Source organism: Luteimonas sp. 8-5, assembly GCF_029763755.1.
GTDB lineage: Bacteria > Pseudomonadota > Gammaproteobacteria > Xanthomonadales > Xanthomonadaceae > Cognatiluteimonas.
The window spans coordinates 16,145-30,206 of sequence record NZ_JARUVM010000034.1 but is presented as its reverse complement, the minus strand read 5'-3'; the positions used below and the strand labels follow the sequence as shown (position 1 = coordinate 30,206).

At 68.0% G+C, this 14,062-nt stretch carries 13 protein-coding genes; 11 read left to right on the top strand and 2 right to left on the bottom strand.

Going from position 1 to position 14,062, the window contains the following annotated elements; translation table 11 throughout:
- The 3 genes from fusA to QAA18_RS05600 form a co-directional block, all read left to right on the top strand.
- Positions 1 to 1,383, top strand: a 1,383-nt coding sequence (gene fusA, locus QAA18_RS05610) for an elongation factor G (RefSeq protein WP_279411746.1), incomplete at its 5' end; no start/stop codon positions are given.
- A gap of 171 nt (positions 1,384 to 1,554) precedes the next feature.
- Positions 1,555 to 1,935, top strand: coding sequence for an HU family DNA-binding protein (locus QAA18_RS05605; protein ID WP_279411744.1), 381 nt, complete (start codon positions 1,555 to 1,557; stop codon positions 1,933 to 1,935).
- Between the two features lie 116 nt (positions 1,936 to 2,051).
- A complete protein-coding gene (locus QAA18_RS05600) occupies positions 2,052 to 2,729 on the top strand; it encodes a hypothetical protein (RefSeq protein WP_279411743.1) in 678 nt (225 codons plus the stop codon).
- On the opposite strand, the gene QAA18_RS05595 is transcribed toward QAA18_RS05600, so the two are convergent.
- The gene (locus tag QAA18_RS05595; protein ID WP_279411741.1) at positions 2,707 to 4,944 is read right to left on the bottom strand and encodes a DUF5916 domain-containing protein; all 2,238 of its coding nucleotides are present in this window, start codon (positions 4,942 to 4,944) and stop codon (positions 2,707 to 2,709) included. The two genes, QAA18_RS05600 and QAA18_RS05595, sit on opposite strands and share 23 nt — an antisense overlap.
- A 127-nt stretch (positions 4,945 to 5,071) precedes the next feature.
- Complete coding sequence (locus tag QAA18_RS05590; protein WP_279411740.1) at positions 5,072 to 5,536, bottom strand: SET domain-containing protein-lysine N-methyltransferase; 465 nt, start codon at positions 5,534 to 5,536, stop codon at positions 5,072 to 5,074.
- 97 nt (positions 5,537 to 5,633) lie between these two features.
- Between QAA18_RS05590 and QAA18_RS05585 the strand changes: the two genes are divergently transcribed.
- From QAA18_RS05585 to QAA18_RS05550, 8 genes are all read left to right on the top strand, one after another.
- Positions 5,634 to 6,038 carry an SUF system Fe-S cluster assembly regulator gene (locus QAA18_RS05585; RefSeq protein ID WP_279411738.1) on the top strand — a complete coding sequence of 135 codons (405 nt, stop codon included), beginning with the start codon at positions 5,634 to 5,636 and terminating at the stop codon, positions 6,036 to 6,038.
- The gene (gene sufB, locus QAA18_RS05580; protein ID WP_279411737.1) at positions 6,035 to 7,483 is read left to right on the top strand and encodes a Fe-S cluster assembly protein SufB; all 1,449 of its coding nucleotides are present in this window, start codon (positions 6,035 to 6,037) and stop codon (positions 7,481 to 7,483) included. Before QAA18_RS05585 ends, sufB begins: the two co-directional genes overlap by 4 nt.
- Positions 7,484 to 7,526: 43 nt before the next feature.
- Positions 7,527 to 8,294, top strand: a complete 768-nt coding sequence (gene sufC / locus QAA18_RS05575) for a Fe-S cluster assembly ATPase SufC (protein ID WP_279411735.1) — start codon at positions 7,527 to 7,529, stop codon at positions 8,292 to 8,294.
- Positions 8,291 to 9,559 carry a Fe-S cluster assembly protein SufD gene (gene sufD / locus QAA18_RS05570; protein WP_279411732.1) on the top strand — a complete coding sequence of 423 codons (1,269 nt, stop codon included), beginning with the start codon at positions 8,291 to 8,293 and terminating at the stop codon, positions 9,557 to 9,559. Before sufC ends, sufD begins: the two co-directional genes overlap by 4 nt.
- Positions 9,556 to 10,788: a cysteine desulfurase gene (locus QAA18_RS05565; protein WP_279411729.1), complete on the top strand. Its 1,233-nt coding sequence runs from the start codon at positions 9,556 to 9,558 to the stop codon at positions 10,786 to 10,788. Before sufD ends, QAA18_RS05565 begins: the two co-directional genes overlap by 4 nt.
- Complete coding sequence (locus QAA18_RS05560) at positions 10,785 to 11,315, top strand: GNAT family N-acetyltransferase (RefSeq protein WP_279411727.1); 531 nt, start codon at positions 10,785 to 10,787, stop codon at positions 11,313 to 11,315. The genes QAA18_RS05565 and QAA18_RS05560 overlap by 4 nt, the downstream gene beginning before the upstream one ends.
- A complete protein-coding gene (locus QAA18_RS05555) occupies positions 11,308 to 11,634 on the top strand; it encodes a non-heme iron oxygenase ferredoxin subunit (protein WP_279411725.1) in 327 nt (108 codons plus the stop codon). Before QAA18_RS05560 ends, QAA18_RS05555 begins: the two co-directional genes overlap by 8 nt.
- Before the next feature lie 109 nt (positions 11,635 to 11,743).
- On the top strand, positions 11,744 to 14,056 hold the full coding sequence (locus tag QAA18_RS05550; RefSeq protein WP_279411722.1) for a catecholate siderophore receptor Fiu: 2,313 nt from the start codon (positions 11,744 to 11,746) through the stop codon (positions 14,054 to 14,056).
- Positions 14,057 to 14,062 lie beyond the last annotated feature (6 nt).

Here is a 14,062-nt window from a genome sequence, read left to right as displayed (position 1 = left end):
GATGCCTTCGAGCAGTGCCTGCGCGAGGGCCACCTGGTCCCGGTGTGCTTCACCTCGGCCCGCAGCGGCATCGGCGTAAGGGAACTGCTGGACATCGCCGGCCGGCTGCTGCCCGATCCGGGCGAAGGCAACCCGCCCCCCTTCCTCAAGGGCACGGGCGATGCGGCCACCCGCGTCGAGTCGAAGCCGGATCCGTCGGCGCACGTGATCGCCAACGTGTTCCGCATCGCCAACGACCCGTTCGTCGGCAAGATGGGCGTGTTCCGGGTCCACCAGGGGACGGTGCGCCGGGAGTCACAGCTGGTCGTCGGCGACGGCCGCAAGCCGTTCAAGGTCGCGCACCTGTTCCGGCTGCAGGGCAAGGATCACGTCGAGGTCGACCAGGCCATTCCCGGCGACATCGCCGCCGTGGCCAAGGTCGACGACCTGCACTTCGACGCAGTGCTGCACGACAGCCACGAGGAGGACCACATCCACCTGGCGCCGCTGGCCTTTCCCAAGCCGATGTTCGGGCTGGCCGTGGAAGCGGCCAGCAAGGGCCAAGAGCAGAAGCTGGCGACCGCCCTGCACAAGCTCTCCGAGGAGGATCCGGCGTTCGCGGTCGAGCACAACGCCGAGCTCAACGAGACCGTGTTGCGCGGCCTGTCCGACCTCCACTTGCGGGTCATGTTGCGAAGGCTGAAAGACAGATACGGCGTCGAGGTCAAAACCCGGCCACCGCGCATCGCCTATCGCGAGACCATCTCCGGCAAGGCCGAGGGCCACCACCGCCACAAGAAGCAGACCGGCGGCGCCGGCCAGTTCGGCGAGGTGTTCCTGCGCATCGAACCATTGCCGCGCGGCGCAGGCTTCGAGTTCGCCGACGAGGTCAAGGGCGGCACCATCCCGGGCCAGTTCATCCCCGCCGTGGAGAAGGGCGTGCGCCAGGTCATGGCCGGTGGCGCCGTCGCCGGATACCCGCTGCAGGACGTCCGCGTGACCGTCTACGACGGCAAGTACCACAGCGTCGACAGCAAGGAGGTCGCGTTCGTCGCGGCCGGGAAAAAAGCCTTCCTGGACGCGGTTTCCCGGGCCGGGCCGCAGGTGCTGGAGCCGATCGTGGACCTGGAAGTGTCCGCGCCGGAACAGCACATGGGCGACATCAGCGGCGGCCTCGCCTCCAAGCGGGCGCGCATCAGCGGCACCGATTCGGTGCGCGGCGGGGACATCGTGGTGAAGGCGCAGGTGCCGCTGTCGGAGCTGGAAGGTTACGCCGCCGAGCTCAAGTCGGTCACCGCCGGACGCGGGCGTTACTCGTTGGATTTCAGTCACTACGAACCGGTTCCTGCACAAGTGCAGCAGAAGCTGGTGGAGGCCTGGAAGCCACGCCACGAGGAGGACTGAGTCCCCGCCCGGCTCCGCCCGCGGACCGGTGACGGACGAATAAGCCGCAAAAAAAGCGCTCAAAGGACTTGGCGGCAGCGCTTACATGCCCTACATTCCGCTTGCCAAGGGGATTTCCAGGCAACGATTTTCCAACTACTCCGATCAACCTGAGAGCAACACAGGACACATATGGCGAAGAAGAAGGCGACAAAGAAGGCTGCTCCGAAGAAGGCCGCTGCCAAGCCGGCCGCACCGAAGCCGATCAAGGAAGCCCTGGGCAAGTCCGGGCTGGTTTCCTACATCTCCGACGCTACCGGCGTCGCCTCGCGCGACGTCCGCGCGGTGCTGGGTTCGCTCGAGAACGCGGTGCACGGTTCGGTCAGCAAGAAGGGTGTGGGTTCGTTCACCCTGCCGGGCCTGCTGAAGATCACCGCCGTCAACGTGCCGGCCAAGCCGCGTCGCAAGGGCATCAACCCGTTCACCAAGGAAGAGCAGTGGTTCGCCGCCAAGCCCGCCTCGGTGAAGGTCAAGGTGCGCCCGCTGAAGAAGCTGAAGGACGCCGCGTCCTGAGTTGCCGCACCCGGCGGAACGGTTCGCCGCTCCGCCCCGGAAGGCTGGAATCCCCCGGGATTCCGGCCTTTTTTGTTTTCGTCCCGTTCACCGGTTCGGCGTCATCGTAGGCCGCCATGACCACGCGCCCGCTGCTGCCCCTGCTTGCCGTCGCGCTATCGCTCGTCCTCGCCCTGCCCGGCTGCAAGCGCGAAAGCGCCACTGCCGGCACGAGCGGTGAAGCGGGCGACGACGTCGCCCTGCCACGACCCGATGCCGGTGCCGGTTCGGTGACCGGCATGCCCGACGAGCCCGGGCCCGGCGCGATCGGTCCGCCGACAGTTGCGGACACCGGATCCGCGGGCGATCCGGAAATCGTGTTCGACGAGGAAGTGGCGGATCCTGCTTCAGTGGACGTCGTTCCGGGTGAACCCTCGGCCGCCGATGCAGTCGCCGTGCTTCGCGACTACTACGCGGCGATCGGCGCACGGGACTACGCGCGCGCCCATGCATTGTGGTCGGATGGCGGCAGGGCCAGCGGCCAGACGCTGGAGCAGTTCGCCAACGGCTTCGCCAACACCGCCAGCGTCGTCGCCGAACCCGGCGAACCGGGTCGCGTCGAACCGGCTGCGGGATCGCGCTACATCGAAGTCCCGGTTTCGATCACCGCGACCCGCGACGACGGCAGCGTGCACCGCTACCTGGGCAACTACACCCTGCGCCGCGCGGTGGTCGACGGCGCCAGCGCCGAACAGCGCGCCTGGCGCATCGCCACCGCGGACATCCGCGAGGTCACAGCTCGAAGCGGTAACTGACCTTGACCACCAGCTGCTCGCTGTCGCGCAGCGAGAAGGCATCGGTCAGCTGCTTGACCTCGTCGCGGGCGAACTCGTCGTACATGTAGCCGCCGCGGCCGTAGACGATGTACAGGTCGGACAGCGGGGCGATCTCGTAGCGGTAACGCACCTGGAAGCCGAGGTTCTGCAGGCTGAAGTCGTCCACCGGCTCGTCCACCGGCACCGGCGTGCCGTCCGGGAGCGTGCGCCAGGCCTGGCGCAGCCGCGCGTCCATGCCGATCGCCTGCAGCTTCACCCGCAGTTCCTGGCGGTCTCCCACCGTCCAGTTGAGGCCGGCGTCGATCTGCACCTGCTCGGCGGCGAACGTGCCGACCAGGTTCTCGCGCTGCCAGATCATCCACTGGGGGTCATGGTCGAAGAAGAACGAGGTGAACACGCTGAACGCGTCGCTGAAGAAGTACGTCGGGGTGAACTTGACGTTGAAGCCCGGTTTGCGGCCGTGGCCGAGGCCGGTGTTGTAGACGTTCGTGCTGGCCGACAACTCCCAGTTGCCCTTGCGCGGGCGCGAGCGATCCCAATGGAAATTGACGTTGGAGGGAAGCGCCAGGATGCCATGGCCGCGCAGGACGCGATCGTCGTATCCCGGTGCGTTGACATTGAGCTGCAGGTACTCGCGCCCGCCGTCGCGGCGCACGCTCTGGCGATTGACCCGGAACTGGCGCTGCAGGTCCAGGCCGTGGTCGTTGTCGGTGGCGCTGATGCGCCAGCGCCACTCGTGCGACGAGTACGCCGAGGTTTCCGGCATGTCGGTGTAGCGCCGCGACACCTGCCAGTGCGCGTAGTTGAGGTTGGCGCGCGACAGGTAGCCGAAGTCGTTGATCTCCAGGTCGTCGCCGAAGTGCATCAGGATCCACTGCGAACGCCAGCCGTTTTCGAAGTCGTAGTCCGCCCAGACCGTGCCGCCGCTGCCGCGCACCGTTTCGCCGGCCTCCTCGATCTGGCTGCCGATCAGGCGCGTCTGGATGTTCCAGCGCTGGGTCGGGCGCCAGTTGTGGTCGACGCCGAGCACGGTCGCTTCGCGGTCCAGGTAAGGCCGCTCGACCTGGGTGAGCATCACGCCCACGTTCTGCTTCTCGTAGTCGCGGACCACGCGCGCGGCGCGGAACGAACGCCCGGCCTCGTCGCCTTCCTCGGCCACGAACAGTCCGTACTTGTAGGCGCCCAGGCTGCCGTTGAGCTTGACCGCGGCGGTGATGTCGCCCGGACCGCTGTTGTCGTCCGAGGGCCCGCCCACGCGGCGGGTGTACAGCAACTGGCTGAAGTCCGACGGCGTGCCGAAGGAGAAGATGCCCTGGTTCTCGGTGAAGAACGGGCGCTTGTCGCTGAAGAAAGTCTCGTTGGCCTCGAAGTTCACGACCAGGTCGTCGCTCTCCACCTGGCCGAAGTCCGGGTTGATGGTCGCGGTGAGCTGGGTCTGGCCGTTCGGCTTCCAGACGATGTCGGCGCCGCCGTCGAACTTGCTGTCGCCGTTGATGTTGTCGTAGCTGCCTACCGCGTACGGCGTGATCGCCAGCAGCGACTGGGCATGGACCGGCACCGTCACCGGAGTGAAGTCGGAAATGAAACGCGGCAGGGTGAAGCTCGCGTCCGGCCAGGCGACGCGTTCGCCGGTACTGCCGACGACGCGGTCGAGGTACACGCCCATGGTGCGCTGGCCGTCGACGCCCGCGCGCATCGGCGCGATGTACCAGGGGATCAGCATTTCCACCGACCAGGTATCGCCGTCCTCGGTGACCGCATGCTTCCAGTTGCCGTCCCAGTCCGCGCTGAACTGCGACTCGTTGGTGATCGTGGAATCCTGGATGCCGTCGGTGAGGCTGACGGTGAAGTTGTAGGCGGTGCGGCCGTCGCCGTCGAAGTCGACCATCAGGTTGACCCGGTCGACCTGTGCTTCCTGGTCGCGCTGGGTACGCTGGTAGGTGCGCGGCACGCTCGCCGGCTGGGTGTTGCGGAAGCCGATCGCCAGGCCTTCGGGAGTGGCGAGCACCCAGGCTTCGGTCGGATACGGCGACTGGGCCCGGGTCAGGGGCTCCACCATCCTGAAATCGGTGATGTGCCGGGCACCCTGCCATTCGGCCGGGTCGATGCGGCCATCGATGTCGACGGCCCAGGCGGGCGCGGCCAGCAGGCCAAGGAGGGCGAAGGTGCCGGCGGACGGCAGGCGATGGCGCATGTGGGGTGGCTCCGTAGGTTCGGGGCCACCTTAGCCACCCGGCGCCTGTGCGCCGACTGGCATTGGTCATTGCAACCTTTTGCCCGTCGCGGGCAACAACAATGGGTTGGGCAGCCTGCCCCGCCGGTCAGCGCTTCGGCCGCAGCATCGTCCCGGTGCACTTGGGCGAGCCGCAGTGGCAGGCCCAGATCTTCTTCAGGCGGGCAGTGTGCGGCTCGTCCAGGACGATCCCGTAGTCGTAGGTCAGTTCCTCGCCCGGCTTGATCGTCCGGATCGCCTCGATGAAGACCTTCGACTTCTCCGGGTGGTCCTCGTCCTCCTCCAGCACCGCCTCGCAGTTGGGATCGCAGCTGGTATTGATCCAGCGGGCGCTGTTGCCGCCATGGTTGGCGTCGATGACGTATTCGTCGTTCAGGGTGAACAGGAAGGTGTGGCCGCTCTCGACGTCCCCGCTCTCCTCGTTGTCCACCTCTTCATGGGTGCGGCGCTTGCCCTTGTACTCGATGATGCGCTCGCCCTTGGCGATGGGGAGCAGGGCGAAAACGCCGTTGCCGTGGATCCGGGACTTGCGGGCGGCGACTTTGCGGGGCATTGCTTCTCTCACGCTTGGATAAACGGCCATTGTGGCCCGTATCCGGTGAAGCCGTCATATAGTACAATTTCGGTCCTATTAAACAGGGCCCGCCCAAGTGCTGCGCGTCACCCGCCTGACCGACTACGCCACCGTCGTCCTGACCGTGCTCGCCGCGCGGCCGCGGGACGTGCTCAGCGCGGTCGAGCTGGCCGACGCCTCGGGCCTGGAAGCGCCGACCGTGGCCAAGGTGCTCAAGCCGCTTGCGCAGGCCGGCCTGGTCGAGGGTTTCCGCGGCGCGGGCGGCGGTTACCGCCTGCTCCGCAATCCCGCCGACATCAGCCTGGCCGAGATCGTGGAAGCGATGGAAGGACCGCTGGGCATGACCGAATGCAGCCTGCATGCGGGCAACTGCGGGATCGAACAGTCCTGCGGCGTGCGCGCCAACTGGCGCCGCATCAACGACGTGGTCGCGCGCGCCCTGCGCGGCGTGACCCTGGCCCAGATGGCCGAGGAAGCATGAGCAACGCCACCGAAAATGCCGAGATCCTGGAGCAGCTGGGCCGTCGCTACGACGCCGGCTTCGTCACCGACATCGAGTCCGACTCGCTGCCGCCCGGCCTGGACGAAGGCACGATCCGTGCGCTCTCCGCGCGCAAGGAAGAGCCGGAGTGGATGACCCAGTGGCGCCTGGAGGCGTACCGCCACTGGCTGACGATGCAGCCGCCGCACTGGGCCAAGCTCGAGATCGCGCCGATCGACTTCCAGGCGATCAGCTACTACTCCGCGCCGAAGGGCCCGATGTACAAGTCGCTGGACGAGGTTCCGCAGGAACTGATCGACACCTACGACAAGCTCGGCGTGCCGCTGCACGAACGGGCCAAGCTGGCCGGTGTCGCCGTCGATGCGGTGTTCGACTCGGTCAGCGTCGGCACGACCTTCCGCAAGGAGCTGGCCGACAAGGGCATCATCTTCTGCTCCATGTCCGAGGCGATCAGGGAACACCCTGAGCTGGTGAAGCAGTACCTGGGCAGCGTGGTCCCGGTCGGCGACAACTACTTCGCCGCGCTCAATTCGGCGGTCTTCTCCGACGGCTCGTTCGTGTTCATCCCGGCCGGTGTGCGCTGCCCGATGGAGCTGAGCACCTACTTCCGCATCAACGCCGGCCACACCGGCCAGTTCGAGCGCACCCTGATCATCTGCGAGGACCGCGCCGAGGTGTCGTACCTGGAGGGTTGCACCGCGCCGATGCGCGACGAGAACCAGCTGCATGCGGCGGTGGTCGAGCTGGTCGCGCTCGAGGACGCCAACATCAAGTACTCGACGGTGCAGAACTGGTACCCCGGCGATGAAAACGGGATTGGCGGCATCTACAACTTCGTGACCAAGCGCGCGCTGTGCAAGGGCGCGCGCAGCAAGGTGGTCTGGACCCAGGTGGAAACCGGCTCGGCGATCACCTGGAAGTATCCGTCCTGCGTGCTGCTGGGCGACGACTCGGTGGGCGAGTTCCATTCCGTGGCCCTCACCCATCATCGCCAGCAGGCCGACACCGGCACCAAGATGATCCACCTGGGCAAGCGCACCAAGAGCAAGATCGTCAGCAAGGGCATCAGCGCGGGGCGCGGCCAGAACACCTACCGCGGCCTGGTCAAGGTCGACCGCGGCGCCGAGGGCGCGCGCAACCACACCCAGTGCGACTCGCTGCTGATCGGCAAGCAGTGCGGCGCCCATACCTTCCCCTACATCGAGGTCAGGCACCCGACGGCCACCGTCGAGCACGAGGCAACGACCTCCAAGATCAGCGACGACCAGCTGTTCTATTGCCGTAGCCGCGGCATCGGCGAGGAGGACGCGGTCTCGATGATCGTCGACGGCTTCTGCAAGCAGGTGTTCCGCGAGCTGCCGATGGAATTCGCCGTCGAAGCCAAGAAGCTCCTGGAAGTATCGCTGGAAGGCGCCGTCGGATGAGCGTCCTTCCGAGTCCCGAGTCCCGAGTCCCGAGTCCCGAACAATGCTGAAGATCGAAAACCTCCATGCGTCCGTCAACGGCCGCGAGATCCTCAAGGGACTGACCCTGGAGGTGAAGCCGGGCGAAGTGCACGCCATCATGGGCCCCAACGGCGCCGGCAAGTCGACGCTCGGCAACATCATCGCCGGGCGCGAAGGCTACGACGTCAGCGCCGGCGGCGTGTCGTTCGAAGGCCGCGACCTGCTGCAGCGCGCCCCGGAGGAGCGTGCCGCCGACGGCGTGTTCCTGGCCTTCCAGTACCCGGTCGAGATCCCGGGCGTGAACAACACCTATTTCCTGCGTGCGGCGCTCAACGCGCAGCGCAAGGCGCGCGGCGAGCCCGAGCTGGACTCGATGCAGTTCCTGAAGAAGGTGCGCGAGAAGCTGTCCGTCCTGCACCTGGACGACCGCCTGCTGCAGCGTGGCGTCAACGAGGGCTTCTCCGGCGGCGAAAAGAAGCGCAACGAGATCTTCCAGCTCGCCGTGCTGGAACCGAAGCTGGCGATCCTGGACGAGACCGACTCGGGCCTGGACATCGACGCGCTCAAGGCCGTGGCCGACGGCGTCAACGCGCTGCGTTCGCCTGATCGCGCCTTCCTGGTCATCACCCATTACCAGCGCCTGCTCGACTACATCAAGCCGGACGTGGTGCATGTCCTGGCCGACGGCCGCATCGCCGAGACCGGCGGTCCGGAACTGGCGCTGGAGCTCGAAGCGCATGGTTATGCGTGGCTGCGCGACCGGGTCGCGCCGGGAGCCGCGACGGCATGAGCGCACTGCTCGACTCGCTGGCATCCGGCTTCGACGGAGACGCCGCGCGCCGCGAGGCGCTCGATGCCGCGCTCCGCGACGGCCTGCCGCTGGTCCGCAGCGAGGCATGGAAGTACACGCCGCTGCGCGCCCTGGACCGGCGCAGCTTCGTCCCGGCAACCGCCGCCGCGTTCGACGCCGCCCTGCTGGAAGGCATCCCGGCGCCGCGCATGGTGTTCGTCAACGGCCGCCATGACCCCGCGCACTCCGACCTTTCCGGCTTGCCGTCGACCGTAAAGCTGCTGACCCTGGCCGAGGCGCTGGCCGACCCCGATCCGCGCGCATCCAACTTCATGCAGCGCCGTTACGCACGCGTGGACGAGGTCTTCGCCCGGCTCAACTCGGCGCTGGCACGCGACGGCGCGGTGCTGCGCATGGCCGAGAACACCCGGCTCGCGCAACCGCTGCACCTGGTCTTCATCGGCACCGCCTCCGGCGACGCCGATGCCGCCAGCCACGCGCGCAATCTCATCGAACTGCGCCGCGGCGCCGAAGCGACCGTGGTCGAGCACCACCTGGGCAGCGGCGACCATGCCAACCTCGGCAACGTGATGGTCCACGTGCACCTGGCCGCGGGCGCGGTGCTGCGCCACCTGCGGCGCCAGGACGAAGCGCCGCGCGCGACCCTGGTCGCGCGCACCGACGCGGTGCTCGCCCGCGACGCGCAATACCAAAGGCTGGACCTGGAGTTCGGCGCCGCGCTGTCGCGGCACGAGCTCAACGTGCGCCTGGAAGGCGAAGGCGCCATGCTCGTCGCCAACGGCGTGCAACTCGGCCGCGGCCGCCGCCACCTCGACACCCGCCTGGGCATCGAGCACATCGCCGGCAACACCGCTTGCGACCTGACCTGGCGCGGGATCGCCGCCGATCGCAGCCGCGCCATTTTCCACGGCGGCATCACCATCCGCCCCGGCGCGGACGGCAGCGATGCCAGCCTTTCGAACAAGAACCTGCTGCTTTCCGACCAGGCCGAAGTGGACAGCCAGCCGGTGCTGGTGATCCATGCCGACGAGGTCAAGGCCGCGCACGGTGCCACCGTCGGCCAGCTCGATCCGACCGCGATGTTCTACCTGCGCTCGCGCGGCCTGCCCGAGGACGACGCGCGCCGGCTGCTGACCGTGGCCTTCTGCCGCGAGGCCCTGGCCGTGGTCGACGACGACGCGGTGCGCGCGCTGCTGTCCGAACGCCTCGACCACGCGCTGCTGGCACTGGAAGGCGAGGCATGAGCATCGACCGGGCTGCCGTCGACTGGGCCGCCGTACGCGCGGAATTCCCGCTGCTGCAGCGCGAAGTCCACGGCAAACCGCTGGTCTACCTCGATTCTGCCAACACCGGGCAGAAGCCGGCCGCGGTGATCGACGCCACCGACGACTTCTACCGCCGCCACAACGCCAACGTCAGCCGCGCGGTGCACGCGCTCGGCAGCGAGGCCACCGAAGCCTACGAGGCAGCGCGCGGCAAGCTCGCCCGCCACCTCAACGTGCGCGCCGACGAACTGGTGCTCACCAGCGGTACGACTTTCGCCATCAACCTGGCCGCGTATTCATGGGCGCTGCCGCGGCTCGAGCCCGGCGACGCGATCCTGGTCAGCCGCATGGAGCACCACGCCAACATCGTGCCCTGGCAGCTGGTCGCCGAACGCACGGGCGCCACCATCAAGGTCGCCGACATCACCCCCGATGGCGTGCTCGACCTCGACGCGCTGGAAGCGGCCATGACCGGTGAGGTCAGGCTGCTCGCCGTGACCCACGTGTCCAACGTGCTCGGCACCGTCAATCCCGTGCGCGAGATCTGCCGCATGGCGCGCAAGCGCGGCATCGTCACCGTCGTCGACGGCTCGCAGGCGCTGCCGCACATGGCCGTCGACGTCGCCGCGATCGGCTGCGACTTCTACGCGCTCACCGGCCACAAGATGTGCGGCCCGACCGGCACCGGTGCGCTGTGGGCGCGGCGCGAACACCTGCAGGCGAGGCCGCCGTTCCTCGGCGGCGGCGAGATGAGCCGGCAGGTCTCGTTCGGCGGCACCCCCTTCAACGCCCCGCCGCACCGGTTCGAGGCCGGCACGCCGAACATCGCCGGCCACATCGGCCTGGGCGCCGCGGTCGACTACCTCGACGCGCTGGGCATGGACAACATCGCCGCGCGCGAGCAGGAACTGCTGGCCCACCTGGACGAGGAGATGGGCAAGGTCGAAGGGCTGCGCGTCATCGGCAAGGCCCCAGGCAAGGCCGCGGTGGTCTCGTTCCTGCTCGACGGCGCGCACGGCCATGACCTGGCGACCCTGCTCGACCTGGAAGGCGTGGCGGTGCGCTCGGGCCACCACTGCGCGCATCCATTGATGGCGTACTACGGCGTGCCCGCGACCTGCCGCGCCTCGCTCGCGTTCTACAATACCCACGAAGAGATCGACGCCTTCATCGCCGCCCTGCGCAAGGTCCGAAAACTGCTCGCATGACACTCGATTTCCGCGACGCCACGGTCGACGACATTCCCGCCCTGGTGGCGCTGGTGACCTCGGCCTACCGCGGCGAATCCAGCCGCGCCGGCTGGACCACCGAAGCCGACCTGCTCGATGGCAACCGCATCGCCCCGGAAGTGTTGCGCGACGACATCGAGCGCGAGCACAGCCGCGTGATCGTCGCCTCGCGCGACGGCGCGATGGTCGGTTGCGCCCACGTCGCGATCGAGGACGGCACCGGCTACTTCGGCATGTTCGCGGTGGATCCGCAGCGTCAGGCCGATGGCCTGGGCAAGGCGATCCTCGCCGAGGCCGAACGCGTGGTCCGCGACGGCTGGCGCCTGCCGATGATGCGCATGACCGTGATCGACCTGCGCGAGGACCTGATCGCCTGGTACGAACGCCGCGGCTACCGCCGCACCGGCATCAAAAAGCCCTTCCCGGCGGTCGACCCCCGCTTCGGCCTGCCCAAACGCGACGACCTGCGCTTCGAGGTCCTCGAAAAGGAGTTGCGCCATGGCTGAGTCCTGGGTCCGCGTCTGCGCTACCTCCGAACTGTTGCCCGGCGAACAGACCGTCGCCTGGGACGGCGACACCGCGATCCTGGTCGTCAACTACGACGGCGACTACTACGCCCTGGAGGACCGCTGCAGCCACGAGGACTTCGAGCTCTCGGCCGGCTGCTTCGACGGCGAGGAAGCGACCATCGAGTGCGTGCTCCACGGCTCGAAGTTCGATGTCCGCGACGGGCGCGCGCTCAACCCGCCGGCCTACTCGCCTGCGGTCCGGTTCCCGGTCAAGGTCGAGGACGGCGCCGTCTGGACGCGGGACGACCGGGACTGATCCGCCACCCCGGATGGGATTGGTATTGCGAATGATTCGCGTTTACCAATAGAATGGGGGCCTGGCCTCCGGGTCATCCCCTTCCCACTACGGATGGATTCGTCCCCCCATGAGCTATATCAAGCGTCGCAAGCATGCAGCGCCGACCACCCTCGCCCTGGTCGCGGCCGGCATGGCCCTTTCCCCCCTCGCCGCCTCCGCGCAGGACGCCATCGGCGGCCCTTCGGCAGACGACCAGACCCGGACCCTGGGCAAGGTCGAAGTCGTCGGTGAAGCGCCCAAGCGCTATACCTCCGACCGGGTCGCCTCGCCCAAGTTCACCCAGCCCCTGGTGGACACCACGCAGACGATCCAGGTGATCGGCGCCGACCTGTTCAACGAGCAGGGCGCGACCAGCCTGACCGAGGCCCTGCGCAACAGCCCGGGCGTGGGCACCTTCTACGCCGGCGAGAACGGCAACACCACCACCGGCGACACGATCTACATGCGCGGGTTCGATTCGTCCTCGAGCATTTTCGTCGACGGCGTGCGCGACCTCGGCTCGGTGTCGCGCGACGTGTTCAACCTCGAGCAGATCGAAGTGGCCAAGGGCCCGGCCGGCACCGACAACGGCCGCACCGCGCCGACTGGCGCGATCAACCTCGTCAGCAAGCAGGCGTTCGCCGAGGACGCGGCTTCGGCCATGGTCACCATCGGCACCGATTCGCAGCGCCGCGCCACCGCCGACTGGAACCACGTGCTCGGCGAGAACAGCGCCATCCGCCTCAACCTGATGGCGCAGGACAGCGGTGTCCCCGGCCGCGACGTGGTCGAGAACAAGCGCTGGGGCCTCGCGCCTTCGCTGGCCTTCGGCCTGGGTACGGCGACCCGCGTGCACCTTAACCTGCTGCACATCCAGCAGAACAACATCCCCGACGGCGGCGTGCCGACGATCGGGCTGCCGGGTTACACCTCCCCCGACCCGGCACGCCCGGAGATCGGCGCCGCTCCGCCGGTGGATCCTTCGAACTTCTACGGCACCCTGCGCGACCACGACGACGTGACCGTCGACATGGCGACCGTGCGCGTGGAGCACGACATCTCCAGCGACGCGACACTGGTCAACACCACCCGCTGGGGCCGCAACGAGCAGGACTATCTGCTGACCGCGTTCATGCTTTCGGCCGACCCGGCGCGCTTCATCACCCCGGACATCGACGACCCGTCGACCTGGCAGGTCGCGCGCAGCCTGCCGACGTTCAAGGACCAGCGCAACACCATCCTCACCAACCAGGCCAACCTGCGCGTGCATCTGGGCGAGAAGGACGGCGTCGAACACGACCTGAGCATGGGCATCGAGCTCACCCGCGAGGAATTGCTGGGCCGCGGCCTGGCAGCCATCAACGACAGCGCATGGCCGTACGCGAACCTCTACGACCCGGATCCGGCAGTGACCGGGCTGGAGTGGGCGCACAACGGCACCAGCGCCGAGGGCCGCACCGACACCGCGGCGGCCTACCTGTTCGACACCATCAAGCTCGATGATCGCTGGCAGCTCAACGGCGGCGTGCGCGTCGATCGTTACACGACCGAGTTCGAGAGCATGGTCGTGTGCGGCGGCCGCCGCGGGCCGTCCTGCGGCGACCTGCCCGCCGGCACCGTGGTGCCCGGCGTCGACGCCAGGGACTCCGACACGCTGGTGAGCTGGAAGACCGGCGTGCTGTACAAGCCGACCGGGAACGGCAGCGTCTACGCCAACTACGCCATTTCCGAACAGCCCCCGGGCGGCGGCAGCCTGGAACTCAGCAACTCGGAGAACAGCGCCAACAACCCGGTGTTCGACCCGCAGGAAGCGCGTACCGCCGAAATCGGCACCAAGTGGAACCTGTCCGGCGATCGCCTGCTCGTCACCGCCGCGCTGTACGACACCCGCGTGCTCAACGAAGTCGTGCAGGACCCCAACGACAACCAGTACTACCAGACCGGCGAGAAGCGCGTGCGCGGCGTGGAACTGTCCGCCGTGGGCAGCATCACCCACGCCTGGGCGGTTTCGGCCGGTTACACGACGATGGACACCGAGGTCGTCTCCGGCCCGGTGCTCACCGAGGACGGCACGCCGGTGCTGACCTACACTCCGAAGCACGCCTTCACCGGCTGGACCACCTATACCTTCGGCAACGGGCTGGTCCTGGGCGGCGGCGCGCGCTACTCCGACGGCCTGCACCGCGGCAGCGACGGCGCCATCGGCACCCCGACCGAAACCGAGTCGTACTGGGTGTTCGACGCGGTGGCCAGCTACGCGGTCAACGACCGCCTGACGCTGCGCCTCAACGTGTCGAACGTCCTCGACGAGGAGTACGTCGCGTCGATCAACAAGAGCGGCTATCGTTACACGCCCGGTGCGCCGCGCTCGGCGCTGCTGACGGCGAACTTCCGCTTCTAGGACCCG